Raw genomic sequence first — 26100 nt, forward strand, 5'->3', positions numbered from 1 at the left:
CTTTCCGGAGATCGAGGAGGTCTCCTCGGCGGTGGAGGACCCCTCCTGGGTGTTCGACGACCTCTTCCCGGAGGTTGCGGACGTCCGGAAGGGGACGCGGGGGCTCCTACCAGAGGTGAACGGCCGCACATCGGAGGTGCTGCATCTCCCGGCGGAGGGGGACGACCTCCTGGGGGAGGAAGCTAATTTCCGGGCGGAGCTAGCCGATTTCGAGGCGGAGGAGGGGGACCTCCTCGGGGAGCCAGGCCGGCCGCCGAGCGGAGGGGGGCGACCTCCTGGCGGAGGTGGATCGACCTCCGGTCGGAGGTGGATCGACCTCCTGGCGGAGGTGGAGCGACCTCCTGGCGGAGGTGGAGCGATCTCCCCCACGTGCGCCGCTCACCCTCGGATGCCGGCTTTGAGTTCGTCTCGTATCTCGCGGTGCTTCTCAAGCTCGTGTTCATAAAATGCATGCGGGTCCGGGAGCGCCGCATCCTCGAGCTCCTGCTCGGCCTCGGCGATGAGCGGTTCGATCACCGCGAGACCGGCGTCGAACTCACCATTCATTTGGCAGCACCGCGCATAGATGCGGCTTGACCTGTGTCGTTCCTCGATGCGGGAGAACCCCCGCTGCAAAAGCTCGTGCCAGATCTCCCGGCAAACCTCGTGGGGTTGCTCTTTTTCGAGCGCATGGTCCAGGAGCCACTCGGTGATGCGCCGCCTGGTTTCCACGACATCGGCTTCGTTGTCGCCTGCCCGCTCGACAAATTCCTCTTCGATTCGGCGATATTCGCGAACCGCTTCCTCGAAGCTCATCTCGTCGGAGAAGTAGACCGCTTCGATTCGTTGCATGAGCGATCGGATGCCGGCTTTGAGCTCGTCTCGTATCTTGCGGTCGATCGCGAGTTCCTGTTCGTAAAAGGCACGCGGGTTCGGCGGGAGCGTCGGATCCGCGAGCCCCTGCTCGGCCTCGGCGATGAGCGGCTCGATCACCGCAAGGCCGGCTTCGAACTCACCATTCAGTTGGCAGCACCGCGCATAGATGCCGCTCATCGAGTGTCGTTTCTCGATGCCGGAGAACCCCCGCTGCAAAAGCTCGTGCCAGATCTCCCGGCAAACCTCGTGGGGTTGCTCGTCTCTGAGCGCCTCGCTCAGGATCCACTCCGTGATGCGCCGCCTGGTCTCCACGACATGGTACTCGTTGTCGCCTGCCCGCTCGACAAATTCCGCCTCGATTTGGCGATATTCGCGGACCGCTTCCTCGAAGTCCAGCTCTTCGGACAAGTAGACCGCGTTCATTCGCTCGATGAAGGCGATTTCTTCCGGCTCTAGTTTTCGCAACATATCTCTTCTACTTTCGCCAGTTTGGTTCCAAGCGCCCGCAGGGCACCCATTCGTCCCAGATGAGCACGTGCGACGGCCAAGAGTTGTGCCTCTGGCATATTTCCCTGCATGTTTCGCATCTGGATGTGTTCCAATTGTTCCCCAACTCGTCACCCACCCTGCTATCCATGCACTCCACATAACCGTCCCTGCACTCGTCCTTCTTCGATTTCCTCCTTCGAACCGCCTCCACCACATCCTCGGCGATCGCGATCCCGATCATAAACACGATCGTCACCCCGGTCGCTTTGATGATGATGGGGGCCAGGGCGATGGTCACGCCCACGATGACGAGATTGCCGGCGAGTCCACGCGCCGCGTTTTCTTGCCTGTCTGCCCGAGCGAGGGGCTGGGACATCCACGTCAGGAAAAGCTCCGGCGGCACCTCCATCGCCCGGAGCGCCGCCCGCGTGCACCCGCTGAAATTGGCATGCAAGACGTCCGACTTCACAGAGGCCACCTGCCCCTCTTCGTCGACCTTCACGTCGTAGTGAAACTCGAAGGCTTCTCCGCCGAGGTCCCCGCCGTACTCCTCGACGCAGTCTCGCAGGCGCGCGATGGTCTTATTCGGCGCGTGTGGCCCTTCGCTGGTCGGCGTTTGTTTCAGCGGAGGAGATTCGATATTGCTCGCACAGCCAAACGGGACAGCCGACATCGTCACGCACGCGAAAACCATCCCCTCGATCCAGACGTTGGCCCTAGACATTCCCTATCCGTCCCTGGCTTGCGCGGCCGCCGCTCTACCGAGGAGGGTACAGGCTCAGAATCACCAAAGGGCAAGTTTGTGAGCCTGCTTCTATACGTTTCGAGGCGTCGGGCTCGACGGCGAGGGGCGCGCTCGGATCATCCATGACGGGCGAGCCCCCTCTCCGCGTTCGTCCTCCGTCGAGACCACCCACGTGCGCCGCTCACCCTCGGATGCCGGCTTTGAGCTCGTCTCGTATTTTGCGGTCGATCGGGAGCGCGTATTCGTAAAAAATACGCGGGTTCGGCGGGAGCGCCGGGTCCGCGAGCGCCTGCTCGGCCTCGGCGATGAGCGGTTCGATCACGGCGAGGCCAGCGTCGAACTCGCCATTCATTTGGCAGCACCGCGCATAGATGCCGCTCATCCAGTAGCGTCTGTCGCGGTCGGAGAACCCCCGCTGCACAAGCTCGTGCCAGATCTCCCGGCAAACCTCGTGGGGTTGCTCGTCTCTGAGCGCCTCGCTCAGGAGCCACTCGGTGATACGCCGCCTGGTCTCCACGACATGGGATTCGTTGTCGCCTGCCCGCTCGACGAATTCCTCCTCGATTCCGCGATATTCGCGAACCGCTTCCTCGAAGGTCAACTCTTCGGACAAGAATACCGCGTTGATGCGTTGATTGAACGCGATCTCCTCGGGCTCTAATTTTCGGAGCATATTCAATTTCTCCTAATTTCGCCAGGTGGGTCCAAGCGCCCGCAGGGCACAAGGTCCTCCCCCACCGGGACCTGCGACGGCCATGACCCTTTATTGTTGCATACCTCCAAGCATGTCGCGCATCTGGTTGTGTTCCAGTTGTTCCCCAGCTCGTCACCCAGCTTGCTATCCATGCAGTCCACATAACCGTCCGTGCATTCGTCCTTCTTCGTTCTCCTCCTCCGAACTGCCTCCACGACGTCCTCGGCGATTGCGACCCCGATCATAATCACGATCGTCACCCCGGCCGCTTCGATGATGAGGGGGGCCAGGGCGATCGTCACGCCCACGATGACGAGATCGCCGACGAGCCCACGCGCCGCGTTTTTCTGCCTGTCTCCCCGAGCGAGGGGCTGGGACATCCACGTCAGGAAAAGCTCCGGCGGCACCTCCATCGCCCGGAGCGCCGCCCGCGTGCACCCGCTGAAATCGGCATGCAAGACGTCCGACTTCACAGAGGCCACCTGCCCCTCTTCGTCGACCTTCACGTCGTAGTGAAACTCGAAGGCTTCTCCGCCGAGGTCCCCGCCGTACTCCTCGACGCAGTCTCGCAGGCGCGCGATGGTCTTGTTCGGCGCGTGTGGCCCTTCACGGGTCGGCGTTTGTTTCAGCGGAGGAGATTCGATATTGCTCGCGCAGCCCAACGGGACAACCGACATCGTCACGCACGCCAAAACGATCCCCTCGATCCAGACGTTGACCCTGGGCATTCCGCCTCCGTCCCCGGCACGCTCGGCCGCCGCTCGACCGAGGAGGGTACAGGCTCGGAATCACCCAAGGACAAGTTTGTGAGCCTGCTTCTATACGTTTCGAGGCGTCGGGCTCGACGGCGAGGGTCGCGCTCGGATCATCTATGACCGGCGAGCCCCCCTCTCCGCGTTCCTCCTCCGTCGAGACCACCCACGTGCCTCGCTCACCGTCGGATGCCGGCTTTGAGCTCGTCTCGTATCTTGCGGTCGATCGCGAGCTCGTGTTCGTAAAAGGCACGCGGGTTCGGCGGGAGCGTCGGATCCGCGAGCCTCTGCTCGGACTCGGCGATGAGCGGTTCCGTCACCGCGAGGCCAGCGTCGAACTCGCCATTCATTTGGCAGCACCGCGCATAGATGCCGCTCATCCGGTAGCGAGTCTCGATGTCGGAGAATCCCCGCTGCACAAGCTCGTGCCAGATCTCCCGGCACACCTCATGGGGTTGCTCGTCCGTGTGCGCATGCCTCAGGAGCCACTCTGTGATCCGTCGCCTGGTTTTCACGACATGGGATTCGTTGTCGCCTGCCCGCTCGACGAATTCGGTCTCGATTTGGCGATATTCGCGAACCGCCTCCTCGAAGCTCATCTCTTCGGACAAGAATACCGCGTTGGTTCGCTCATTGAACGCGATCTCCTCGGGCTCTAATTTTCGCCACATCTTCAGCTCTCTCCTCGTTTCGCCAGGTGGGTCCCAAGCGCCCGCAGGGTACGTCTCCGTCGGCGCTGCGTCTTCTTGCTCGGGATGATCTTCCGCGAGCCCCGTCAAGACCTCCGCCCGGGGGCTTCGTCGACGGGCTCGCGGCGGTTGTCGGCAAGGCCCGGGGGCGTCGTCGATGCAGATCGTGGAGGTCGGAGGCGCGCCGGTCGATGGTCGGATACGACGCGGGAGGCATCCTCAACGTAAACACGCTGTGACGTCGAGAATCATCGACCCGTCGCGCACGGACATTGTGTGTCCCGCCAGCCTGCGAATGCGCTTGCGCGGCTCCGCCTTTGCCGTGCACAAGGATCGTCAGGAACAACGCAGGCCCGCGCACAGCGCCACGGGGGCGGCTTGGTGTGGCCTGCGGGAACGGAAGGTCCTTCCATGGCCTGGCTTCCCTCGACGCGTCCGATCGGCCGGACGTGCAATGCATTCATTTGTCGTGGCAATCGTTCGACCATTGGGTTCATGGCCGCGCTCGTCGCGCAGCTTCTCGTTTTGTCTGGGTGCGCCTCCTCGCGAGACGCCGCCATGGCCCGGATCTTCGAGGCGCCGAACGTCGTCCACGTCTGCGTGCGTCCGCCGAACGTGCCGGAGGACCAGCGCTCCTGGGCGCTCACCTCCGATGGCTTGCCCTCTTTCGGGGCGCGGGAGGTGGACCTGGCGAGACGCGAAGGCAGCCCCGTCTATATATTCGATATTGGAGCCCCTCGCGAGAGCGCGAGACTCTTACCGATTCCGTACCATCGACTCGAATGCCCGGCGCCGCCGAAGCCCCGCGTGGTCGCGGCGAAGGTCGAGGGCAAGCAGGACGAGGCGACCAAGAAGACCGAGGCCAAGAAGGCCGATCGGCCGAAGCCGCTACCTCGGCCGATCGCGAGATCGCACGAGCGGTGCACGGAGCCAGGGCAGGCGCGGAGACGCGGCGGGACGGGCGGACGTACCTGCACCAGGGTCCTCGTCCATCGGATCCGCATGGAGCCCATCGTCGCGGAGAGCCCCCGCGAGGTCCGGCCGGCTGAGCCGGCGAGGTTGTCCGAGGACGCGGCTCGGGAGTATGAGGACTGGGGCTCACCCCCGCGGACGTCTCCGCGCTCGCGGAAGACCGAGGCCGGGAGTGCCTCGAACGAATTTGCCATGCGCGCCACCAGAACTTCATCCCGAAGGGCAAGCAGAAGCCCCCCGCGACGCACGACGGGCAGTCGTTGTCGACGGGGAGCGGGAGCGGCGGGGGAACGAGTGCGCCGAAGACGACGGTCAAGACGAGGACGCGGCCCGTGTCGAGCGGGGCCGGGAGTGCGCTCAAGGCAGCTCCAGCGGGCAAGGGCCCTGTCAACGGAGAGACCGCCGCAACGAAGGCCGGCCGGCAGGCACACGAGGACTGGGACCCAGGTCCCGGTTTCGAGAAGGGAGTACGGTTGCCAAGCAGGAAACGGCCCGACGCTGTCAACTATGACACACAACAAGTCAAGGAGCTCAAGCCGGACAATCGACGTGCGATCAAGAGGGGAGAAAAGCAGGTGGAGGGGTATCGTAAGGAGCTCGAAGCCAAGGAGGGTGGGACGTGGACCGGCACGGTGGAAACCTATAAAAGGCCATAGACGATGGACAAGAAGACCGTAGAAACATTGTTCGGCAAAGCGCTCGCACCGCGAGGATTCAAGAAGAAGGGCACTACGTGGTACCGAGAGGCACAAGGACTTCTGCAGGTCGTGAACCTGCAGAAGTCCTCCTGGGGAGCGTCGTTCTACGTGAATTTGGCTTTCGTCCCGGAGGGAATGAGCGTCGAGGGCATGCCCAGGCCAAAGGAGTACCAGTGCCCCATCCGCATCAGATTGACGTCGGCCTATCCGGACAAGAAGGCGCTGATCGAGAGGCTTCTCCGATACGAGGATGTCGAAATGTCTGACGAGCAGCGCACCGCAGGGATTGAGGGGATGTTCCACGACATGGTCCTGCCGTTCATGGATCGTCTCCAAACGGTGGACGATTTGAAACGGGCCATCGAGGGCGGAACGTTCCACAACGCTTCGGTCATCCTTGTTGCAAGGAAACACCTCGGCTTGCCCCCGCCATAGAGGCCGAAGAAGCGCGGGCGCAGACGTGGGGGGTACTCCGATGGATGGGGGACATTCGGAGAGTGAGTGCGAAGGTGTCTGGACTCGTAAAAATTCGCTTCCCTCTTTCACCCGAGGACCAGGCTGCGGGAGTAGACGCCGAGAATCTCTGGGCAGATGCCCTGGGAGATGGTCGATATAGGAACGACCATATCCCATTTTATGCATATGCAACTTGCGAGGGGGGCATGTCTCGGAGAGCGGCCGTCACCTTCTCCATGGCCTGCTTCAGCTCCGCCGCCCGCTCTACGGGGTTTTACCCTTCGGAACCTTTCGCGCAGCGAACAACTCTTCGATACTTGGCCTGGCCAGTGGATGGTACGGTTGATGCCATCTGGGATTCACAGCATCGATCGCGGATTTGCTGATGCTGCTTATGTCGAGGCGCTTGCAATGGATCACAATGTCGGGAGAAGGCCGAATGCCACGGAGCTCGAATACATAAGCAGTCTTGGTCTTCTTGACCAAGTAATCCATAAACGTCAGTTGACAGTGTTGATCCGGCTTGTCTAGCTCGACGCCGAGGTGGTTCGACCGCCAAGTGAAGGACTCAACATCACAGAAGTCGACCTGATACAACTGGAACCATCCATCCTCTCCAAGTGGCATGACTCGAGCGACTGCTACGATGCGGATGAATTTATCCCACCTAGAGAAGTCGATGTCGACGACCTCCGCCTCGTGAAAGATTCGCTTGAACAAGTCAATGGATTCGTCCGCCATAGCTCTCATCCACCTGGTATGTGTTTTCCGCCTATGGGCGGGTGCGGGCCGGTCACGGGGCGACCGCTTCGGTCCAAGAACTCCCCTGCCTTGTTTTGTATCGTCCAGTGTGGTTTCTGCGCGGCAGTGAGTGCCTTGCCTGAGTCCCGTCGTCGTCGTCCTCTGGAGCGCAAATCCGTGCCGTTCGAGCAGTTTCCGACCCCTGCACGCGTCCTGGCTCAACCAGATCGAATTCTCTGGGGACTTCGTACAAGCTCCGCATCGAACCCATGGCCAAGTCGTTCGTCATCCAACACGATGTTTCCACGGTCGAGCGCTGGTTGAAGAAGCACCCCGACCTCGCGCACGTCCGCGTCCGCAAGCGCGGTAACCTGCTCATTCTGGGGTCGGGATCGAAGGACGCACCCATACCGCACGCGCGCCAGCGCCGCACCGAGATCGGCACTTGGGCACTCGAAATGCTATCCCGCTCCCGCTGGGAGTCCACGCCCTACCAGGACCACGAGCAGGAACCCCTGCTCGACCTCCTCCACGGTTCCAAGGACGGACATCGACGCGAGCCGCAGCAGCAGCCGACGACGAGCCCCTTCCCTTCGGCGCCCGTTCGCACTATGGACGGAAGCCGGAGAGCCTGATGGACCTGTCCTTCACCCCTGAGCAGATCGCCTTCCGCGACGAGGTCCGCGCGTGGATCCGGGAGGCCATGCCTCCGCGCATCCGCGAGATAGCGGCCGTCGACGGGCATTTCGAGCACGATGAGATCATGGAGTGGCACCGCATCCTCGCCGGGAAGGGATGGGTCGCGCCCCATTGGCCCGCGGAATGGGGCGGCGCCAAGCTCGACGTCACGCGCCGCTTCATCCTGACGGAGGAGCTCGAGCTCGCCGGCGCCCCGGCGCTCTCCCCGTTCGGCCTCATGATGGTCGGCCCGCTCATTCTCCAGTTCGGCAGCGACGCGCAGCGGAAGCGCTTCTTGCCGAAGATCCTCGCGGGCGAGGAGGTCTGGTGCCAGGGCTATTCGGAGCCGAACGCCGGCAGCGACCTCGCCTCGCTCAAGCTCTCGGCCGAGCCCGACGGCAACGGCAACTACGTGCTCAATGGGCAAAAGACCTGGACGACGTACGCGCAGTACGCCGACTGGATCTTCGTGCTCGCGCGGACCGACAAGAGCGCGAAGAAACAATCGGGCATCAGCTTTTTCCTCGTCGACATGAAGACGCCCGGGGTCACGGCGCGGCCCACGCTCACGATCGCCGGAACGCCGGCGTTTTGTGACACGTTCTTCGAGAACGTCGTGGTCCCCGCGGAGAACCTCGTCGGTCCGCTGCACGGCGGCTGGACGCTGGCGAAGGCGCTGCTCGGCCACGAGCGCACGTACATCGCGGCGGTGGGGTTGTCGACGCGGACGCTCCGGCGCGTGAAGCAGATCGCGGCGGCGACGAAGGAGCGGGGCGTGCCGCTCGTCGACGTGCCGGCGTGGCGCGCGCGGATCGCCCGGATGGAGATCGAGCTTTGGGCGCTCCGGATGGCGAACTACCGGGCGATTGCGTCGGCCGAGCTCGGCCACGCGCCGGGGGCCGAGTCGAGCATCCTGAAGATTCGCGGCAGCGAGATCATGCAGCAGATGTACGAGCTCGCGATGGACGTGATGGGGCACGATGCGCTCTCCTGGCACAACACGCCGGGCACGATCCCCGAGGCCGAGGCCTCGGTCCCCCCGCAGTTCAATTACGCGCGCGCGGCCAGCATCTATGGCGGCAGCAACGAGATCCAGAAGAACGTCATCGCCAAAGCCATCCTCGGCCTGCCGAGCTGACGGGGACGCGACATGAATTTCGACCTCACTCCGGACCAGAAGCTCCTCGAAAGCACCATGGCCTCCTTCCTCAAGAAGGAGTCCCCGGTGACGCGATTCCGTGCCCTCCGGGAAGACCCCGTCGGTTATGACAAGTCGCTCTGGAAGACGATGGCCGAGCTCGGCTGGATCGGGCTCGCGTTCCCCGAATCCGCGGGCGGCCTCGGCGGCTCGTTCGTGGACGTCGCGATCCTCCTCGAACAGTTCGGCGCGGGTCTCGTCCCCGAGCCCTTCGTCGCGTCCGTGCTCTCCGCGGGCACGGCCATCCTGCGCGCGGGCAGCGCCGAGCAACACGAGGCTTACCTCGCGCCGCTCATCGCCGGGGACACGACGCTCGCCCTCGCCTGGGCCGAGCGCGGCGGCCGTTACGATCCGACGTGGGTCGAGACGACGGCCACGAAAAAGGACGACGCTTACGTGCTCCAGGGCGAGAAGATTTTCGTCCAGAATGGCCACGCGGCGGATGTCCTCGTCGTCTCGGCCCGCACCGCGGGCACTCCGGGCGATACCGACGGCATCTCGCTCTTCGTGCTCCCGCGGGAGACCGAGGGCCTCCGCGTCACGCCGGTGAACACGATGGATGGGCAAAAAGCCGCGATGATCACGCTCGCCGGCGTGGTCGTTCCGGCGGCGAATCGGCTCGGGCCCGAGGGCGCGGCGGCGCCCGTGCTCGACGAAATCATGGACCTCGGCGCGGCGGCGGCGTGCGCGGAGGGGCTCGGCGTCATGCGCGCCTCGCTCGCGATGACCGTCGACTACTTGAAGACGCGCGAGCAATTCGGCATGAAGATCGGCACGTTCCAGGCCTTGCAGCACCGCGCCGTCGATATGTTCATCCGCACCGAGCTCGCGAAGAGCACCTCGATCCTCGCGAGCGTCAAGGTCTCGGACCCCGATCCGGCGGAGCGCCGCTTCGCCGTCAGCGCGGCCAAGGTCGAGCTCGCCATTTGCGGGCGTTACGTCACGCAACAAGCCCTCCAGCTCCACGGTGGAATCGGGATCACGGACGAGCACGATATTGGGCTGTATTTCAAGCGCATGCACGTCCTGAACGCCCTCTTCGGCGACGAGGAGCATCACCTCGCCCGATTCGCGGCGCAGCCCGCGTTCTGAGCCCATACGCGCGCGCCCCGGCGCGCTTAGTGCACCCCCCGGTCCCCTCATTCAGGATTGGCCCGAGCATACGACCGCGTTCGGGACGCGTATCGTGCAGCATTCACCGGGGGGTGAGCATGACGGACGTTCTTTTTTCGGGGGGCCAAGTCCCGGATCAACAGAAGCGTGAGTCCATTGTCGCCTGCGAGGTCGGCGGCGTGTCCGTGTCCTTCGACATGCAGAAGGGCATGGTGGCATGTGGCGGCCATCCGTCCGTGATCATGTGGACCGAGACGACCGTCGCCGGCCTCATGCTCGGCCTTTCACGGATGGTGGGCGTCGAGCGATTCAACCTCGCGCTGCAGAGCGGCGGGCGCGACAGCGTCGACGGGGACTGGGCGCACATCGCCACGTTCCCCACGTTCGAGGAGGGGTTTGCCTCCCTCGCGGTCATCGCGGCGGCGGCGGGCTGGGGGTTATGGGAGATCGTCTCGCTGGATCGCGAGCGCGAGATCGGGCGATTCCGCTGCAAGAACGGCTGGGAGGCGACGTACCAGCGCGCGCTCTCCGTGTGCTGGGGCTCGGGCATGATGGGCGGCAAGTTCTCCGGCTTCTGCGCGCGCCTCTTCGGCTCGAATTGCTGGGCGCAGCAGATCACGTTCCAGGCCCGCGGCGATGAGGCGGACGAGTTCATCGTGCGCCCCTCGGATCGCACCGTGGAGGGCGATCTCGAGCGCCTCCTCGCCGCGGACGCGGCCACGCGGGCGGATCTCGCGGTCGCGCTGGAGCGGCTCCGCCTGGAGGTCGAGGAGCGCCGCACGACCGAGGACGCGCTCCGCCGGACCGAAAAAGAGAATGCCTTCCTGATCGAGCAGCAGGAGAGGACGATCACGGCGCTCTCGACCCCGATCATCCAGGTATGGGAGGGCATCTTGACGTTGCCGATCGTCGGTCAGGTGAGCGGGGCGCGCGCGACGACCATCATGCAGGCGCTCCTGCACGAGATCGTCCAGCGCAGCGCGCATTTCGCGATCCTCGATCTGACGGGCGTCGACACGCTCGACGCCGAGACGGCCGATCACCTCCTGCGTATCGTGCGCGCCGCGGAGCTGCTCGGGGCGCGCGCGATCGTCAGCGGCATTCGGCCCAAGGTCGCGCAGACCATCGTGGAGCTCGGCGTTGATCTCTCGGGGCTGACGACGGTCGCCGACCTCGAAGAGGGCCTGAAGACGGCGCTCCGATCGATGGGCGTGCGCGCGCCGAGCCCGAGCCTGTCCTCTTCGCAGCGGTAAAACCTCGTGGTAGCGTGCGTTTCGCATGGACCCGACCCGAGACACCGCCGAGAAGCGTGACCTGCGCGAGCGGGCGCGAGCGTTTTTTCAGGAAAACCGCCCCTCCGATCCGGGGTTCAAGCTCCCGCAGACGTTCCTGGAGGTCGAGTCCGAAGCGCAATTCCTGTGGCTCAAAGCCTGGCAAAAGCAGGTGTATGGCGCAGGGCTGCTCGGCGTCGAGTGGCCCACGGCGTATGGCGGAAAGGGGCTACCGTCCGGGTCGCAGCGCGTCGTGGCCGAGGAGATGGGGCGCGCCGGCGTGCCGTTCATCGTGAACCGCATCGGCCTCGACTGGGCAGGCCCGACGATCCTCGCGGTGGGTACGGAGGAGCAGAAGCAGCGCTACCTGCGGAACATTCTCTCCTGCGACGAGGTGTGGTGCCAGGGCTTCAGCGAGCCCGGCGCCGGGAGTGATCTCGCGAGCCTGCGCACGAGCGCCGTTCGGCAGGGCGATCATTACATCGTCAATGGCCACAAGGTGTGGACGACGCAGGCGCTCTGGGCCGATTTCATGATCCTGCTCGCGCGCACGGACCCGAGCGCGCCGAAGCACGCGGGGATCAGCTATTTCCTGTTCCCCATGAAATCGAAGGGCGTCTCGGTGCGGCCGCTCGTGAAGATGACGGGCGAGGGTGGCTTCAACCAGGTGCTCTTCGAGGACGCCCTTGTCCCGGCCTCGTGTCTGCTCGCCGGGGAAGGGGACGGATGGCGCCTCGCGGTCATGACGCTTGCGTTCGAGCGTGGCGCGTCCGAGGGAAGCGCGACGGGCGGGGCGCTCGCGGCGGGCGGGGAAGTCGCGCGGCTCGTCGCGCTGGCAAAGGAAGTTTCTCGGGATGGACGCCCCGCGAGTGAGGACCCCGTGATGCGGGATCGTATTGCGGAGCTGGCGATCGAGGAGGAGGCGCTTTTGGCGTCGGCGCTCCGGGCGCGTGTCCCCGGGCTCGTCGAGGAGCGCCCACTCGCGCTTCCGTTCCTGGGCAAACTCGTGTCGACCGAGTTCGGGCAGCGGGTCGCGGCGGTCGGCCAGGAGCTCGAAGGGCCGCTCGCGCAATATGCGTTCGGCGCCGAGCGCGCGGCGGGCGGGGGCCATTTTCAGCGGGCGTACATGAACAGCTTCGGCTTCACCATCGGCGGCGGGACGAGCGAGATTCAGCGAAACCTGGTGGGCGAGCGGATCCTCGGCCTGCCGAAGAGCACTTGAGGAGAGGGACCATGCAAAGCACCGCTCGGATCCCCGACGATTTCGGGTATGGCGAGGAGCAGGCGCTCCTCCGGCGCGAAGCAAAGAAGCTGCTCGAGAGCTCCTGCAAGACGGAGGACGTGCGGCGGTGGACGGAGACGCCCGCGGGCTTCGACGAGGGGCTGTGGGCGCGGGCGGCCGAGGCGGGCTGGCTCGGCCTCGTGGTGCCCGCGGCGCACGGCGGGAGCGAGATGTCGATGACGAGCCTCGCCGTGCTGATGGAGGAAATGGGCCGCGTGCTCGTGCCCTTGCCGTTTGTTGGGACGCTCTTCGCGACACTCGTCCTTCGGGAGGCGGCGAGCGAGGACGAGAAGGCGCGCTGGCTCCCGCAGATCGCGGAGGGCAAGGTCCGCGCGGCCGTGGGAGCAGAGGAGCGGCGCGGCGGCTGGGATTTCGCGCACGTCGAGGCCACGGCGCGTCGCGAGGGAGAGCGGATCCTGCTCTCGGGCGAGAAGGAGCTCGTCGTGGATGCGCCGAGCGCGAAGCTCTTGCTCGTGACGGCGACCGAGCCCGAGGGGCCGAGCCTGTTCGCTCTGCCGGCCGCGTCGCCAGGCGTGACGGTGTCGGCGGACCAACTCGTCGATGCGACGCGGCGGAGCGGGGCCGTGCGGTTCGAGAACGTGGTTGTGAGCGACGCGGATCGCATCGGCGCGAAGGGGGAGGCGGTGTCGATCCTCGGTCGGGTGATGCCGCGGATGTGGACGGCGCTCGCGGCGGAGATGGTGGGCGGCGCGGATCGGCTGCTCGGCATGACGACCGAATACGCGAAGATCCGGCAGCAGTTCGGGCGGCCGATCGGCGCGTTCCAGGCGGTGAAGTTCCCGCTCGTCGATCTGCTCGCCCGGATCGAGCTCTCGCGGTCGCTCGTGTATCGCGCGGCGGCGGCGATCGATCACGCGCCCGCGCAAGCCGAGAAGCTCGCGCGCATGGCGAAGGCGCACGCGTCGGACACGTACACGTTCGCGGCGGCGAAGGCTGTGCAGCTTCACGGCGGCATCGGTTTTACCTGGGAGTGCGACGTCCAGCTTTATTTCAAGCGCGCCCAGTGGAGCCGCGCGGCGCTCGGGGACGCCGCGCATCATCGGAAGCGCATCGCGGAGATGGTGCTCGAAGGCTAGGAGGTGCATTTGTCCGAAGACGGCTTTCGGTTGCCGCAGACACGCGTCGGCTTCTCCGCGTCCGAGCGGTGGCGGAGGCGCGCGCGCGTCGCGATGATCGGCAGCCTCGTCGGCTCGCTGCTCTGCGGCGTGCTGGGGTTTGTCTTTTCGGGCGTGTTCGTGTGGCCCCTGCTCGGGCTCCTGGTCGTCGCGGGCGTCGCGGCGATCGTCGCGGGGAGCGCGTCGCTCCGGCGCGGCGCTTCCTCGCCAGGATCCTTCGCGATCGAGGGGGAGACGATCGTGGTGCGCGCCGAGCGCGAGGGAGAGCGCTCGTTCCAGCTCGGCGAGGTCGCCGAGGGCTGGCTGGAGGCGCCGGGCCGCGCGGTCTTGCGTCTCCGCGACGGCCTGGATGTCGCGATCGACGTGCCCGACGACGCGACGGGCCATCGGTTGCTGGAGGCCGCGGGCGTGGCGGCGTCCGCGCGCGTGATGCGCGTCGCGCTCGCCAGCGCCGCGTCGCGCATGCCGTGGGGGGAGATCCTGGGCGTGACCGGCCTGCTGTTCACCACGCCGCTCACCGTGCTTTTTGTCGCGATCCTCCTGGCGAGCTCCTTCGAAAAGGGCCCGACGAACCCGATCGCCCTCTTCTCGTTCGTGCTCATCCCGTCCCTTGGACTCTTCGGGCTCGTCACGGCCCTCTTTCGATTCATGCGCAGCCGGGAGGTCGTGATCGGCACCGACGGCGTGGTGTTTCACGGCTACTTCGGCCCGCGCTTCATCCCGTACACGGAAATCGAGAGCGTACGCCGCCATTCTCACGGCGTCTTGCTCGGGCTGCGCCGCAACGAGAAGCTCCTCTTGCCCGTGCGCGCCACGATCCTCCGTGGCATGCCGCTCACGCCGCCGCCCCGCGTGGCCCGGACGGCGGCCGCCGTGCTCGACGAGAACCTCGTGCGGCGCGAGATGCTCTTCCGGCGCATCGAGGAGGCCCGCGCCGCGCGTGGGCAGAGCAGCGTCGTGCGGCTCGACCTCGAAAAGCTCGATCAGCGGGACAAACCTTTTTCCGTGTGGCTCGACGAGATGCGCCGTCTGCTCGCGGAGCGCGGCGGGTATCGCGAAAGCCGCATCGTGCCCGAGGATCTCGCGGTGGTCGTGGAGGACCCCGGCGCCGCGCCCGAGCGCCGCATCGGCGCGGCGATCGCGCTCTCGCAATCGAACGACGAGGGCACGAAGCGGCGCATTCGTATCGCCGTGGAGGCGTGCGCGGACCTGGAACTGCGCGCGGCGCTGGAAGAAGCGGCGCACGGGGAGATCATCCAGGCGCGTGTGGAAAAACTCCGGCATCGGTTCCGCGATTGAAGACGCCCGAAGCCGTCCGTCTTCTCTTTCGGCGTGCCCGCTGCTAAGTATGTTCCATGACGCTCTCTGCGCCCGTTCTCGTTCGCCCGGCGACACGCGAGGATGTCTCCGCCCTCGGCCGCATGGGCGCGGCGCTCGTCCGGTTTCATCATTCGCTCGATCCGCTCCGGTTTTTCGCCGTGGGCGACGAGCGAGGATACGGGGCCTTTCTCGCGGCCGAGCTCGGCCGGCAGGGCTCGGTCGTGCTCGTGGCCGAGGCCCGGGGCGAGGACGGCGCGGCGCAGGTGATCGGGTATACCTGGGGTCGCCTCGAAGAGCGCGACTGGACGCTGCTGCTCGACGCTTGTGGCGTCCTGCACGACATTTACGTGGAGCCGGAGGCGCGGCGGCTCGGCGCGGGGCGCGCGCTCTGCGAGGGGATGATTCAGAGGCTATCGGAGCTCGGCGCGCCGCGCGTCGTGCTCGCGACGGCTTCGAAGAACGAGGCGGGGCAGAAGCTCTTTGCGTCGCTCGGGTTTCGCGCGACGATGATCGAGATGACGCGCGAGCGATCGTCGGAATGAACCGTCGCGCCCCGAGGCCGGGAGGAGGGGGCCTCGGGGCGCGACGATGATCTCTCAGAACCCGCAGTAGCCGTAGGGCTGGGCCGGCTGGGCCAGGGCGACGGAGGAGACGAGCGTCTCGGGGCTGTTCACGTGGCTCGCGGTCACGCCGCCGTACGAGACGGCGTACACGTAATCGTCGATGAACACGCCGCGGCGAACGTCGACGCCGTAGTAGCCATTGCAGTAGCCGTACGGATCGGCCTGGAAGAAGGTCGTGTGGTCGATCGAGCCGCGCTTCTGGATGCCGGCGTCGAGCGTCACGTCGAAGAGCTCGAGCGAGCTCTTCATCTCACCCGTGTTCGGGTTCCAGCCGCTGAAGGGGAACGCGAGCAGGTTCTTCGGGCCATACCAGTTGAACGCCTTGTGGTTGTACGACGCCTCGGAGTAACCCGACTCCGAGCCCGAGAACGTGTACTTGTGCATCAGCGCCGGCGCCCCCGGATTCGTCACGTCGAAGACCTGCAGCGCGAGACCGAGGATCTGGCCTTCATTCGTGGCGTCCTGGCCGATCGTGAGCAGGTGGTTGTCGTCGATCGGGTGCATGTACTCGCTGAAGCCCGGGATCTTGAGCTCGGAGAGGACGGCCGGGGCCGTGGGCGTCGAGAGGTCGATCACGAAGAGCGGGTCGACCTGGCGGAACGTCACGACATACCCGCGGTTGCCGATGAAGCGCGTCGAATAGATCTGCTCGCCGGGGGCGAGGTCCGTGACGGCGCCGACCTGCACGAGCTCGCCCTCGCTCTCGCCGAGGACGTAGACGCTGTTCGAGCTCGTCCAGTCCGTCTGCGAGGCGAGCTGCCGCGTCGTCGCAATGCGGAGCAGGCCGTCCTTCTCGTCGAGCGAGAACTGGTTCTTCACGTAGCCGGGCACCGCACCCGTCGCGACGTAGGCCGGCTGCGCCGGGTTCGTCGCGAGGTCGAACTTGTGCACGAACGTCTCGCTGGTGTCGACCGCCTCGACGGGCAGGCTCCAGTTGAGCCCCGGGTCCTTCCAGGCCTGCGCCGCCAGGTAAAGGGAGTCCGCGTTCGAATACACGGTGTGCACGGCGCTGACGATGCTCGTCTCGGCGAGGGGCGCCTGGAGGTTGTCGAGGGCGAACGACTCGACCTGCACGAGGCCGTACGCCGTGGAGCCCTGGCTGGGCACGTAATAGGAGCCGCAGCTCGGCGGGATGAGCGACACGGCGCCGTTGCTCTTCTCGAAGCGGTAGGGCAGCCAGTCGTTGAGCGTCGAGCCGTAAATCGCGAGCGCGTTCTTGAAGCGGAGGTCCTCGAACGCCGCCGTCCACTCCGCGACCGTCTGCGGGTTGCTGTCGCCGAGGTCGGGGTAGTAGCTCAGCGCGGGGCCGTGCTGGCCGCCGGAGAGGACCGTGCGCACGTGCTTGGCCACGCGGCGCGAGGAGGCATAGTTGCCCTCGAAATAGACCTCCTTCTGCACGCCCGTCGTCTGCCCGGCGTCGAGGCCGAGGACCGTGATCTTCGTGAGCGGCGCGTAGTACGGGTTGTAATACCCGTCGTACGCCACGCCGCCGCCGTAATAATCGTAATACGGCGAGCGCGGCTCCACGCCCGCGTCCGTGTAGAGCTGCGTGCCGTCGACCTGCGAGTAGATGACGAGCTGGTCGTCGGTCACGAACATCTCGATCGGGTTGCCCTCGATCTCGGTGGTCGTGTTGATCGCGAGATCCGAAGCGGGGAAGGACTTCAGGACCTGGAGGCTCTGCCCGTGGAGGAGGTAGATGTAATTGCCGTCCGTCTTGAGGATGTCGGCCTCGTCGACGCCCGCGACCTGCGTGTTCGTTTCGGAATGCTCGGGGGGCGTGCCCGTCCCGTCGCCGCCGCCGTTCGACGCGCCGCCGGTGCCCGAGCCGCCCGTGCTGCCGCCCGATCCGCCGGTGCCGGGCGCCGGGGAGGGGGGGACTTCGCCGCCCGAGCCCACCGAAACGCTGCCGCCGTCCTCCCAGCCGTAATCGGGGTAGCCCCAGTACCCGCCGTTGGCCTCGATCTCGGCGATGATCGCGTCGATCTGCGCGTTCATCTTCGCGATGGCGTCTTGCTTCAGCATCTGCTCGAGATCCGCGCAGCTCTGGGCCTGCTGCAGCGTGCCGCGCGCTTCAGCCGTCGTCGGCGTGCGCACATCGGTTGTGCCGCTGCAGCCATAACCGGCCGCGGTGAGGGGGAGGAGCGAAGCGAAGAGCCACCAGGCGGAGCGAGCGTGTTTGATCATGCCGGTCCTTTGAGCAAGCGGCGGGCCATCGAGCGCTCGGCCCCCGCCCCTCGAATTTCCTCACGAAATGGGATTGGGCCTTGGTGCCGAAGTGTGCCATCGAGGCGCCCTTGCCAGGAGGGTCCGGGGACGGAGTGGCACAGACGGCATCTGTTGAGGAGTGGCGGCGGGCGCAGTAGGGTGTGCCGCATGCGAGTCGTCACCGTCCCTTGTTTGAGCGACAACTATGCGTATCTCGTGGCCGACGAGGGGCGCCGTGCGGCAGTGGTCGTGGATCCCTCGGAGGCGGAGCCCGTGCTCGCGGCCCTCGCGCGCGAGGGGCTGGAGCTGGTGGCGATCCTGAACACGCACCACCACTGGGATCACGTGGGCGCGAACGAGGCGCTCCGCGGCCGCTTCGGGGACCTGCCCGTCTACGGTCACGCGAGTGACTTGGCGCAGGGGCGGGTGCCGGCGCAGACGGTCGGGGTAGAGGAGGGGACGCCGTTCGAGGTGGCAGGTCTCACGTTTCGGCCGTTGCACGTGCCCGGACACACGTTGGGCGCGGTGGCGTATGTCGTGAACGACGCCGTGTTCACCGGGGACACGATGTTCGTCGCCGGGTGCGGGCGGCTCTTTGAAGGCACACCGGCGATGATGTATGCCTCTTTGTGCCAGAAGCTCGGCCGGCTCCCGGACGAGACGAAGCTCTATTGCGGGCACGAGTACACCGTGAGCAACCTGCGGTTCGCCGCGTTCGCCGAGCCCGAAAACGAGGACGTGAAGCGCGCGTTGACGATGGCCCAGGAGAAACGCAGCCGCGGCGAGCCCACGGTGCCGTCCACGATGGCGGAGGAGCACCGGACGAATCCGTTCTTGCGGGTCGACGCGCCGAGCCTGCGGGCGAAGTTTGGCGGGACGGGCGGCGCGGAGACGCTCGGGAAGGTGCGGGAGGCGAAGGACGGGTTTCGCTAGACGGACGGCTGCTGCGGGGCCTCGCGCAGGCCGCCGAGGACGGCGTCGACGAGCTCCTGCGCGACGGCGATCCCGCCCTCGCGTAGGGCGCGCGCGTGTGTGATTGCCTGGGCGCGGTGCACGGGGGTCTCGTCGAGCCTGTGGCGGAGTTGCCGGACGTCCGCCTCCTCGAGCAGGTATTGCACGAAGAAACGGTGCACGGCGTTCCGAGGTTCGGCGGCGAGGAGCTGATCCAGGACGAGCACGTCCGAGAGGCCATCGTCGTACTCGCCGCTCGGCGTCACCGAGCGCACGAGGGGCGCGAGCCGGATGCGGAGGCATCGGTCTTTCGTGCGCGTGAACGGGAGCGGGCCGTTTCCGCGGGCACGCGGGCGAGCTCCCTCCTTTGCTGGTTCTTCGCCGAGGCGAAAACGGTAGGTCGTCACGTCCTCCAGGTTCACGATCCCCGCGGCATTGAGGGTCGCGACCATCTCCGCGAATTCGATGTCGCCCGCCGACACCCGATACCCGCCCTCGTTCGCCGGGGAGGGCGAGAGCGGCGCGACCACGCGCGCCTGCCCCGAGAGCCACACGAGCTTGCCCCACACCGCCGCCCCCGAGCCATTCGCCTGCCGCTCCTTGCCACCCACCGAATACGAGAGGGTCGACCCGCCCCCGAGCCCTTTGTACAAGGTCCCGAGCGAGCCGACGAGCCCCGCGCCTCCCACGACGAGCAGCAGCAAGGCGAGTGCGCCGCAAGCGAGCAGCACCCAGACGCGGCGCTCGCCGTCGTAATAAGGCCCGATGAGGATGAAGAGCCCGAGGCAGAAGAGGGCCGCGGAGAGCGCGGCGCCGAACGCCGAGCCTCCCCAGCCCTGCTTGTCGACGTTGAACGAGCGCGTCCGGTCGCAAGGCGGCTCGCCGCAGACGGGGCAAACGGCGTCGTTCGGGGTGCGCTCGCCGCACGTGAGGCAATGGGCGAGCGCCTCGTCGGGCACACCCCGCGCCTTGCCGCTCTCACCGGAGAGTTCGCGCACGCCGCTCACCAGCGCCCCCGTGCCGATGGTGCCGAGGAGCAACACGATGCCTCCCTGGATGAGGACGGCGAGGACCGGATGCCCATGGATGGGCGCCGAGAGCATACCGAACGCGAGGGCAAGGCAAAAGATCGCGAGCGCAAACCAGAAGACCGCCGTGAGATGCCGGCTGCGCTTGTCGAAATCGAGGTCGCCCTGCACGAGGCGAGCTTACCAGCCAAGGGCCAGGCTGCGCCACCCTCGTCGTAAGCTCAATCTTTCACCCAGAGCCGCAGGAACGGAATGCCGCGTGTCTCCTCGGGCAGGTACACGAATCCCGGGGGGAGCGCGCCGCCGAATCCGTGGAACGTCACGACACACGTGCCGCGCCGGGCCCGCGCGAGCGCGGCCTCGACCCGGGCGGCGTCCTCGGAGGCGCGCTGCTCGGAGAGCGGGATCGTCCGGTCGACCCATTCCGAGGGCGCGAAGGTGCCTTCCTCGAAGGGGTTGAACAGGTAAAAACCATCGTACGCGTCGAAATCGACGTCGTCGAGCGTGCCGTGGATCAAGGTGACGCGCGGAATGGCGTACGTCGCGAGGAGCTCCCGGCCGGCCACGACGAGGCCCTCGCGCTGCTCGACGCCGGAAACCTCGAGGTCGGTCGTGAGCGCCGCGACGACGCAGAATTTCCCCATGCCGGCGCCGATGTCGAGCACGCGGCGCGCGCCGTGTTTCGCGAAGAGGGTCGCGGCGTGGCGGGCCACGTCGACCGGGGTCCAGTATCGATGGGAGAGCTTGCGGATGCGCTCGGGGTAGAGCCGGTCGAAGGCGACGTCGGAGACGGTGCGGCCCGCGGCGACCTCCGCGAGCAGGACCCTGCGCGCTTCGTTGCGGGAGGTCGAGCCGGACGCGCGCGACGTCACCCGAGCGTCCTTTCTACGAGACGTCGCTCGCGTCGCTCGCCCCCGTGGGGCGCGGAGACGGGGCCTTCGCCATGCGCGTTGCGCGTTTTTCGACCTTCGGCGGCGGGACCGGCTTCTTGCCGAACTGACGCTTGAACGCGAGGACGATGCAGACGACGCCGAGAAGCCCGCAGGCGAGCGCGGCCGCGATCTTCGCCCACTCCGGCGCCTTGATCCCGTACGCCATGCCGGCGACGTTGAAGAGCGCGAAGCCTCCCATGAGCAAGATCCACGGGTTCGGTTGATTCATGATCGTGGTGCTTCCTCAGGGGCTCGTCGCAGGCGCCCGAAGGTAAGACCCCCACGCGGGATTGTCTATACCTCGACCACGCGGAGGAGGACCTCCTCGGCCTCGGGCGACGCGTCGCCGCGCGCCGCCTCGGCGAGGATGTGCACGGAGGAGCCGTCCCGCGCGAGGATGTGCGAGCGGCCGTCGAAGTGGCTGTCGAAGATCCGGCCGAGGAGCTGCGCGGTCACGCCGTAGCGGACGGCACGGAGCGGGGTGCTTTCCATCTGCGACAAGAGGCCCTCGTCGAGCCATTGCTGTTTGCGGGTCGAATGTCCGTCCACTCCGCCGAAGGTCCACGGCGTCTCCCACGGCCAGAAATTCGCGGCGGGGTGGGCGATCACGCTGCACCCGTGCGCATCGTAATGGGAGAGCAGGGGGCAGAAGTCGGGCTCGCGGGCTGTGTGCGGGACGGCGAATCCGTCGTAACAGATGAGCGTGCCGACCTGGCCGAACGGCGTGGAGAACGGCATGAGCTCGCCGCGCCGGCCCGGCGAGAGGCCGAGCGTGTCCTCGACCGTAGGGACGAGGTTCACCTTGCGGGAGACGCCGACGTGCCGGCCCGCGGGATTGAAGGTGTACGAGGTGTTGTAGACGCGCCCCTCGGCCGGCGAAAACGAATCGGCGAGGTTGCCGTGCGCATTGCGCGGCAAGAGCGCGCTGCCGGCCACGGTCCACGCCTCGTAGCGCCGCGCGAATCGAGCGAAGGCGTCACGATAGAGGCGCTGCACGTCGGGGGCGACCGCGAGGAGAAAACCGACGCTCGTACGGGCCGTCTTGCCGCGGAGCATCGCGGACGCCATGCGGAAGGGAGAACGGATCGCGACCTTTTTGAGCGCCTCGTCGACAGAGCGCGCGCCACGGACGGCGTCGAGCCGGCCGGCGAGCGGCAAGAAGGCGCCGATCATCTCGGGGAAGACGGCGAGGCAAGGGTGCTCGTAAGCGCCGTGCGCGAGCCGCGTCCGAGCGTTCGCGAGTTTTTCGCCGACGCGATCCAGCATCGCCTCGAAGGCCTCGGCGGACGCGTAGTCCTCGGGCGTGACGTGGACCTGGCAGGCCGCGAGCTCGACCTTCACGAAGGCCCCTTGTCCCGCTCCACGCGGAAGGCAGGCACGCCCTTCGGCACGAGGACGGCGTTCGGCGCGCGATACCCGCCGGGCACCTCCGGATCCACCTCGCGTTCGAGCGCGCCGAAGACACGAACCCGATCGCCCGGACGAACCACGACCTCGTCCACGGTGTCGTACGGGAATGCATCGAGGCCCTCGTCCTCGGGGTCGTCCTCGGGCGAGATCGTCTGGACGAACTCTTCGAGGGACGGCGCGTCCGAACGATCGACCCGCTTCTTCGGGCCTTCGAGGCGGATGCGGCCCCCGGGGACGCGCAGGAGGGTGCCGTCGTCGAGCTTCACCTCGAAGCCCGAGGTCTCCGCGTCGTGCAGCATGAGGTCGGTCCCGAGGAAGCGCTCGTTGCGGAGATCGAGGGCCCAGGCGACACATTCCTTGCCCGTCGCGGGCGCGAGCATGTTGGTTTGTCCGATCACGACACCGGTCGGCCCGGCCCTGCGCCCGAGCGAGGGAGGCTTCGTGAGCCCGCCGTTCGGCCGAGGCCGGTTCTGGTAGGCGCGGATGGCCTCGACGATCTTCGCGACGATCCAGTAGAGCAAGGCGCCGGCCGCCGCGATGAGCGCGATCACGGCGACGACAACGATGAATTCGCCCTCGAGCGCGACCGTGCCGCAGTCGCCGCAGCCGCTACACCCCTCGAAGATCGTGCCTGCGCCGAGCGAGGTGCCGCCGGCCTTCGCGAGCTGTTTGGCGCGCCTTCGCACGGACGGCGGGCCCCACACCTCGGTGCGCAGCGCGTTGCGCCCCGTGGGGGTCTCGATCGAGGTCACCCGGTGCTTGGGGCCCCCATCACACGTCTCTTTCGGGCCGAGGAGCGTGCGGCAGTCGATGCAAACGCGGACGCGGGGAAATGCGGCGCGCGGGGCGAGCGCTGCCGACGTTTTGGCCTTGGGCGCCGTGAGGGACGTGGACGACATCGCGGCGCATCGTACTACGGGGGCACGTCGAGACACCGCCCGAGCAGCATCCGAGCTTGCTTGACACGCATCCCCCCTCGCTTCGATCCTGCCGCCCCGGCCCTCGCCCGGGGGGAAGCCTTGTTCATGACGCCGAGACTCGCCACGGTTCTGCGCTCCATCGTCCTCGTCCTCGTCGTGCTCGTCGCCGCGGCCTGCAGTAGCCGCAGCAAGGACGGGCCCGGCGCCTCCTCAGACAAACCTCGCGTCGCGGTTTCGATCTTTCCGCTCTGGGACATCGCGCGTCGCGTCGCGGGCGACGGGCTCGACGTCGTGCTCGTGCTGCCGCCGGGCCGCTCCGAGCATAGCTACGACCCGACGCCGAAGGAGATGGCGCAGGTCGCGAAGAGCAAGCTCGGCATCTCGGTCGGCCTCGGCATGGATGGATGGCTGGAGAAGATCGTGCGGGGCGCCGCGGGCACGGACGTGCCGATCGTGCAGCTCGGCCCGAAGGCGAACCCGCGGCGCATGACGGCCGAGGAGGTCGGCGCCGAGGCCGCCGAGGAGGGCGAAGACCACGACGAGAAGGGCCACGACGATCACCACGACGACAAGGCGAAGCACGAGCACGACCACGAGAAACATGCCGACGGCCGCGAGCATGACGACGGTGATCACGCGCCGAAGCCCGAGCCCAAGGGCGCGGCGAAGGGCGAGCACGACCACCACGGCCATCACCACGCGCACGGCGCCGAGGACCCGCATTTCTGGCTGGATCCGGTGCGCATGAAGTCGGTCGTGCCCGAGCTCGTCGCGGCGTTCGAGAAGCTCGATCCGAAGGGCGCCGAGGGCTACCGGGCGCGTGGCAAGGCGTTGGAGGCGGAGCTCGACAAGCTGCACGCGGACCTCGAAGCGCGCGCGAAGGGCTGGACGAAGAAGACGATCGTCACGTTCCACGGCTCGATGGGTTATTTCGCCGAGCGCTACGGCCTCTCGATCGCGGCCGTGATCGAGCCGTTCCCGGGCAAGGAGCCGACGGCGCGGTACGTGAAGGACGTGCTCGCCGCGGTCGAGAAGACCAAGCCCGCGGCGCTCTTCTCCGAGCCGCAGCTCGATCGCAGGCCCGCGCAGGTGATCGCCGATCAGGGGAAGCTGCCGCTCTTCGAGCTCGATCCGATCGGCGGCAGCGCCGGCGCCGAGACGTACGAGAAGCTCCTCCTGAAGAACGCCGACGTCCTCGACAAGGCCTTGAAATGAGCGCGGTGCACGCCGAAGCGGACGGGATGCCGCAAGGGCATTTCACGCTGCCCGATCCCTCGCTGTCGCGGGTTTTGGAGGTGGAGAACCTCATCGTCGACGTGCCCGGGCGGAGGCTGCTCGACGGGATCTCGTTCTGGGTGCCGAAGGGCGAGTTCGTGTGCCTCTGCGGCCCGAACGGCGCGGGCAAGAGCACGTTCCTGAAGACGGTGCTCGGCCTGATGCCGCCGACGAGCGGCTCGATCCGCATCCTGGGCAAACCCGCGCAAAAAGCGCTGCGGGACGTGGGCTACGTGCCGCAGCGCAAGACGAGCGATATGACCTTCCCTGCCCGCTCGATCGACCTCATCGTGGCGAGCATGCGCGGGAGCTGGCCTTTGCGCATCCGCGAGGAGGAGCGCGCCCGCGCGATCGAGATCCTGCGGCACGTGGGCGGGGAGAAGCTGCTCGAAAAGGAGATCGCGCGGCTCTCGGGCGGCGAGACGCAGCGGGTCTTTTTGGCGCGGGCGCTCGTGAACAAGCCGTCGCTCGTGATCCTGGACGAGCCGACGGCAGGCGTCGACGTGAAGGGCCGAGCTGAGTTCCTCGATTTGCTGGCGGAGATCTCGGCGAGCGACGAGCTCGCGGCGATCCTCGTGACACACAACCTGGCGGCGGTCGCGCGTTGCGCCGAGCGGGTGGTGTACCTCGACGCGGGGCGCGTCTCTGCGTGGGGATTGCCGAGCGAGCTGCTCGGCCAGGCGTCGCTTTCGGCGATATCGGCCGTGGCGGGCGGCGACCACGCGGCGCATTCGCATCACCACAAATTGCCGGACGAGGAGTGAACGTTCGTGGACGGATTGCTCGAGCCCTTGCTGGTGCCCTTCATGATGCGGGCGATGATCGCCGGCGCGGTGGTGGGCGGTCTCTGCGCGATGATCGGCGTCTTCGTGGTGCAGCGGGGCCTCTCGTTCATCGGCGACGGCCTGGCGCACGCGGCGTTCGGCGGCATCGCCCTCGGCCTTCTGCTCGGCGTGTCGCTGGAGCGAATGACGTGGGTGGCGCTGCCGTTCACGGTGCTGATCGCGCTCGGAATCGGTTATGTCCTGCGGCGCGGGAGCCTGCGCGGGGACGTGGCGACGGGCGTGTTTTCGGCGGTGTCGTTCGCGCTCGGCGTGCTCCTTCTGGGGCTCCGGTCGACGGACGGTCCGCAGGTGAACGTGGAGACGGTGCTCTTCGGGAGCATCTTGGCGATATCCCCGGACGATCTGATCACGGTGGGCGTGGTCGGCGTGGTGACGACGCTGCTCATGGCATTCACGTGGACGAAGCTCGCGTATGCGACGTTCGACCCGGAGCTCGCGGCGCTGTCGGGCGTGAAGGTGGCCGCGCTCGATTACATGTTGCTCGCGCTGACGGCCGTGGTGATCGTGGTGGCCGTGAAGACGGTGGGGATCGCGCTGGTGAGCTCGTTCGTGGTGATCCCGGCCGCGACCGCGAAAATGGTGGGCCGGAGCATCGGGCGCGTGGCGCTGCTCGCGGTGGCCATCGGGGTCGTCGGGTCATCGATTGGATTGATGCTTTCGTACTACGCGGACGTGGCCAGCGGGGCGACGATCATCCTGACGCTGGGGGGGGTGTTCGGACTCGCCCTTTTGTTCAAGAAAAAGTGAAGGAATCGGCGTGCACGGCGCGTGAAGATGAGCGAGGTCCGCGGGGCGAGCCTTGTCGGTTCGCCCGGGGAT

26 protein-coding genes are annotated in these 26100 nt (G+C 66.9%); 14 read left to right on the forward strand and 12 right to left on the reverse strand.

Annotated features, from left to right (window positions below; all coding sequences use genetic code 11):
- Positions 1-378: 378 nt before the first annotated feature.
- The 5 genes from POL67_RS07040 to POL67_RS07060 form a co-directional block, all read right to left on the reverse strand.
- Positions 379-1323 (reverse strand): hypothetical protein, encoded by a 945-nt coding sequence (locus tag POL67_RS07040; protein WP_271916312.1) that lies wholly within the window; start codon positions 1321-1323, stop codon positions 379-381.
- Between the two features lie 7 nt (positions 1324-1330).
- Positions 1331-2068 carry a hypothetical protein gene (locus POL67_RS07045; RefSeq protein WP_271916313.1) on the reverse strand — a complete coding sequence of 246 codons (738 nt, stop codon included), beginning with the start codon at positions 2066-2068 and terminating at the stop codon, positions 1331-1333.
- A 202-nt stretch (positions 2069-2270) separates the two neighbouring features.
- Positions 2271-2762 carry a hypothetical protein gene (locus tag POL67_RS07050; protein ID WP_271916314.1) on the reverse strand — a complete coding sequence of 164 codons (492 nt, stop codon included), beginning with the start codon at positions 2760-2762 and terminating at the stop codon, positions 2271-2273.
- Positions 2763-2764: 2 nt separating this feature from the next.
- Positions 2765-3511, reverse strand: coding sequence for a hypothetical protein (locus POL67_RS07055; protein ID WP_271916315.1), 747 nt, complete (start codon positions 3509-3511; stop codon positions 2765-2767).
- Between the two features lie 203 nt (positions 3512-3714).
- On the reverse strand, positions 3715-4134 hold the full coding sequence (locus POL67_RS07060) for a hypothetical protein (protein ID WP_271916316.1): 420 nt from the start codon (positions 4132-4134) through the stop codon (positions 3715-3717).
- A 1394-nt stretch (positions 4135-5528) separates the two neighbouring features.
- On the opposite strand from POL67_RS07060, the gene POL67_RS54120 reads away from it, so the two are divergent.
- Both POL67_RS54120 and POL67_RS07065 read left to right on the forward strand, forming a co-directional pair.
- On the forward strand, positions 5529-5852 hold the full coding sequence (locus POL67_RS54120; RefSeq protein ID WP_373372352.1) for a hypothetical protein: 324 nt from the start codon (positions 5529-5531) through the stop codon (positions 5850-5852).
- Between the two features lie 3 nt (positions 5853-5855).
- The gene (locus POL67_RS07065) at positions 5856-6329 is read left to right on the forward strand and encodes a DUF4304 domain-containing protein (protein ID WP_271916317.1); all 474 of its coding nucleotides are present in this window, start codon (positions 5856-5858) and stop codon (positions 6327-6329) included.
- Between the two features lie 285 nt (positions 6330-6614).
- On the opposite strand, the gene POL67_RS07070 is transcribed toward POL67_RS07065, so the two are convergent.
- Positions 6615-7091, reverse strand: a complete 477-nt coding sequence (locus tag POL67_RS07070; RefSeq protein ID WP_271916318.1) for a hypothetical protein — start codon at positions 7089-7091, stop codon at positions 6615-6617.
- A gap of 269 nt (positions 7092-7360) precedes the next feature.
- On the opposite strand from POL67_RS07070, the gene POL67_RS07075 reads away from it, so the two are divergent.
- From POL67_RS07075 to POL67_RS07110, 8 genes are all read left to right on the forward strand, one after another.
- Positions 7361-7726, forward strand: coding sequence for a hypothetical protein (locus tag POL67_RS07075; protein WP_271916319.1), 366 nt, complete (start codon positions 7361-7363; stop codon positions 7724-7726).
- Positions 7726-8907, forward strand: a complete 1182-nt coding sequence (locus POL67_RS07080) for an acyl-CoA dehydrogenase family protein (protein WP_271916320.1) — start codon at positions 7726-7728, stop codon at positions 8905-8907. The genes POL67_RS07075 and POL67_RS07080 overlap by 1 nt, the downstream gene beginning before the upstream one ends.
- A gap of 12 nt (positions 8908-8919) precedes the next feature.
- On the forward strand, positions 8920-10059 hold the full coding sequence (locus tag POL67_RS07085; protein ID WP_271916321.1) for an acyl-CoA dehydrogenase family protein: 1140 nt from the start codon (positions 8920-8922) through the stop codon (positions 10057-10059).
- Between the two features lie 200 nt (positions 10060-10259).
- Positions 10260-11333 carry an STAS domain-containing protein gene (locus POL67_RS07090; protein WP_271916322.1) on the forward strand — a complete coding sequence of 358 codons (1074 nt, stop codon included), beginning with the start codon at positions 10260-10262 and terminating at the stop codon, positions 11331-11333.
- Positions 11334-11358: 25 nt separating this feature from the next.
- Positions 11359-12573, forward strand: coding sequence for an acyl-CoA dehydrogenase family protein (locus tag POL67_RS07095; RefSeq protein ID WP_271916323.1), 1215 nt, complete (start codon positions 11359-11361; stop codon positions 12571-12573).
- 11 nt (positions 12574-12584) lie between these two features.
- Complete coding sequence (locus POL67_RS07100; RefSeq protein WP_271916324.1) at positions 12585-13730, forward strand: acyl-CoA dehydrogenase family protein; 1146 nt, start codon at positions 12585-12587, stop codon at positions 13728-13730.
- Between the two features lie 9 nt (positions 13731-13739).
- Positions 13740-15068, forward strand: a complete 1329-nt coding sequence (locus POL67_RS07105) for a hypothetical protein (protein WP_271916326.1) — start codon at positions 13740-13742, stop codon at positions 15066-15068.
- Between the two features lie 56 nt (positions 15069-15124).
- On the forward strand, positions 15125-15631 hold the full coding sequence (locus POL67_RS07110; protein WP_271916327.1) for a GNAT family N-acetyltransferase: 507 nt from the start codon (positions 15125-15127) through the stop codon (positions 15629-15631).
- A gap of 54 nt (positions 15632-15685) precedes the next feature.
- Here POL67_RS07110 and POL67_RS07115 read toward each other — a convergent pair whose 3' ends face one another.
- Positions 15686-17899 (reverse strand): beta-propeller domain-containing protein, encoded by a 2214-nt coding sequence (locus POL67_RS07115; protein WP_271916328.1) that lies wholly within the window; start codon positions 17897-17899, stop codon positions 15686-15688.
- Positions 17900-18088: 189 nt separating this feature from the next.
- Between POL67_RS07115 and gloB the strand changes: the two genes are divergently transcribed.
- Positions 18089-18853 carry a hydroxyacylglutathione hydrolase gene (gene gloB, locus POL67_RS07120; RefSeq protein WP_271916329.1) on the forward strand — a complete coding sequence of 255 codons (765 nt, stop codon included), beginning with the start codon at positions 18089-18091 and terminating at the stop codon, positions 18851-18853.
- Here the strand turns inward: gloB and POL67_RS07125 are convergent.
- The 5 genes from POL67_RS07125 to POL67_RS07145 form a co-directional block, all read right to left on the reverse strand.
- Complete coding sequence (locus POL67_RS07125) at positions 18850-20070, reverse strand: hypothetical protein (protein ID WP_271916330.1); 1221 nt, start codon at positions 20068-20070, stop codon at positions 18850-18852. The two genes, gloB and POL67_RS07125, sit on opposite strands and share 4 nt — an antisense overlap.
- A 50-nt stretch (positions 20071-20120) precedes the next feature.
- Positions 20121-20771, reverse strand: coding sequence for a class I SAM-dependent methyltransferase (locus POL67_RS07130; RefSeq protein ID WP_271916331.1), 651 nt, complete (start codon positions 20769-20771; stop codon positions 20121-20123).
- 13 nt (positions 20772-20784) lie between these two features.
- Positions 20785-21060, reverse strand: coding sequence for a hypothetical protein (locus tag POL67_RS07135; RefSeq protein ID WP_271916332.1), 276 nt, complete (start codon positions 21058-21060; stop codon positions 20785-20787).
- Between the two features lie 65 nt (positions 21061-21125).
- Positions 21126-22172: a nitrilase-related carbon-nitrogen hydrolase gene (locus tag POL67_RS07140; RefSeq protein ID WP_271916333.1), complete on the reverse strand. Its 1047-nt coding sequence runs from the start codon at positions 22170-22172 to the stop codon at positions 21126-21128.
- Complete coding sequence (locus POL67_RS07145) at positions 22169-23140, reverse strand: hypothetical protein (RefSeq protein ID WP_271916334.1); 972 nt, start codon at positions 23138-23140, stop codon at positions 22169-22171. The genes POL67_RS07140 and POL67_RS07145 overlap by 4 nt, the downstream gene beginning before the upstream one ends.
- Before the next feature lie 126 nt (positions 23141-23266).
- Here POL67_RS07145 and POL67_RS07150 point away from each other — a divergent pair, with 126 nt between their 5' ends.
- Genes POL67_RS07150 through POL67_RS07160 form a run of 3 tightly spaced genes read left to right on the forward strand, consistent with a single transcriptional unit; the run spans position 23267 to position 26028 of the window.
- The gene (locus tag POL67_RS07150) at positions 23267-24376 is read left to right on the forward strand and encodes a metal ABC transporter substrate-binding protein (RefSeq protein WP_271916335.1); all 1110 of its coding nucleotides are present in this window, start codon (positions 23267-23269) and stop codon (positions 24374-24376) included.
- The gene (locus POL67_RS07155; protein WP_271916336.1) at positions 24373-25200 is read left to right on the forward strand and encodes a metal ABC transporter ATP-binding protein; all 828 of its coding nucleotides are present in this window, start codon (positions 24373-24375) and stop codon (positions 25198-25200) included. The genes POL67_RS07150 and POL67_RS07155 overlap by 4 nt, the downstream gene beginning before the upstream one ends.
- 6 nt (positions 25201-25206) lie before the next feature.
- Entirely contained in the window at positions 25207-26028 is an 822-nt protein-coding gene (locus tag POL67_RS07160; protein ID WP_271916337.1) for a metal ABC transporter permease, read from the forward strand.
- Positions 26029-26100: the final 72 nt, after the last annotated feature.

The sequence above is a fragment of the Polyangium mundeleinium genome (assembly GCF_028369105.1).
GTDB classification, from domain to species: domain Bacteria; phylum Myxococcota_A; class Polyangia; order Polyangiales; family Polyangiaceae; genus Polyangium; species Polyangium mundeleinium.

Excerpts from the sequence above, each read along its gene's own strand:
- POL67_RS07040 (WP_271916312.1), bottom strand. The coding sequence starts at position 1,323 with ATGTTGCGAAAACTAGAGCCGGAAGAAATCGCCTTCATCGAGCGAATG.
- POL67_RS07045 (WP_271916313.1), bottom strand. The coding sequence starts at position 2,068 with ATGTCTAGGGCCAACGTCTGGATCGAGGGGATGGTTTTCGCGTGCGTG.
- POL67_RS07050 (WP_271916314.1), bottom strand. The coding sequence starts at position 2,762 with ATGCTCCGAAAATTAGAGCCCGAGGAGATCGCGTTCAATCAACGCATC.
- POL67_RS07055 (WP_271916315.1), bottom strand. The coding sequence starts at position 3,511 with ATGCCCAGGGTCAACGTCTGGATCGAGGGGATCGTTTTGGCGTGCGTG.
- POL67_RS07060 (WP_271916316.1), bottom strand. The coding sequence starts at position 4,134 with ATGAGCTTCGAGGAGGCGGTTCGCGAATATCGCCAAATCGAGACCGAA.
- POL67_RS07065 (WP_271916317.1), top strand. The coding sequence starts at position 5,856 with ATGGACAAGAAGACCGTAGAAACATTGTTCGGCAAAGCGCTCGCACCG.
- POL67_RS07070 (WP_271916318.1), bottom strand. The coding sequence starts at position 7,091 with ATGGCGGACGAATCCATTGACTTGTTCAAGCGAATCTTTCACGAGGCG.
- POL67_RS07075 (WP_271916319.1), top strand. The coding sequence starts at position 7,361 with ATGGCCAAGTCGTTCGTCATCCAACACGATGTTTCCACGGTCGAGCGC.
- POL67_RS07080 (WP_271916320.1), top strand. The coding sequence starts at position 7,726 with ATGGACCTGTCCTTCACCCCTGAGCAGATCGCCTTCCGCGACGAGGTC.
- POL67_RS07085 (WP_271916321.1), top strand. The coding sequence starts at position 8,920 with ATGAATTTCGACCTCACTCCGGACCAGAAGCTCCTCGAAAGCACCATG.
- POL67_RS07095 (WP_271916323.1), top strand. The coding sequence starts at position 11,359 with ATGGACCCGACCCGAGACACCGCCGAGAAGCGTGACCTGCGCGAGCGG.
- POL67_RS07100 (WP_271916324.1), top strand. The coding sequence starts at position 12,585 with ATGCAAAGCACCGCTCGGATCCCCGACGATTTCGGGTATGGCGAGGAG.
- POL67_RS07110 (WP_271916327.1), top strand. The coding sequence starts at position 15,125 with ATGACGCTCTCTGCGCCCGTTCTCGTTCGCCCGGCGACACGCGAGGAT.
- POL67_RS07115 (WP_271916328.1), bottom strand. The coding sequence starts at position 17,899 with ATGATCAAACACGCTCGCTCCGCCTGGTGGCTCTTCGCTTCGCTCCTC.
- gloB (WP_271916329.1), top strand. The coding sequence starts at position 18,089 with ATGCGAGTCGTCACCGTCCCTTGTTTGAGCGACAACTATGCGTATCTC.
- POL67_RS07135 (WP_271916332.1), bottom strand. The coding sequence starts at position 21,060 with ATGAATCAACCGAACCCGTGGATCTTGCTCATGGGAGGCTTCGCGCTC.
- POL67_RS07145 (WP_271916334.1), bottom strand. The coding sequence starts at position 23,140 with ATGTCGTCCACGTCCCTCACGGCGCCCAAGGCCAAAACGTCGGCAGCG.
- POL67_RS07150 (WP_271916335.1), top strand. The coding sequence starts at position 23,267 with ATGACGCCGAGACTCGCCACGGTTCTGCGCTCCATCGTCCTCGTCCTC.
- POL67_RS07155 (WP_271916336.1), top strand. The coding sequence starts at position 24,373 with ATGAGCGCGGTGCACGCCGAAGCGGACGGGATGCCGCAAGGGCATTTC.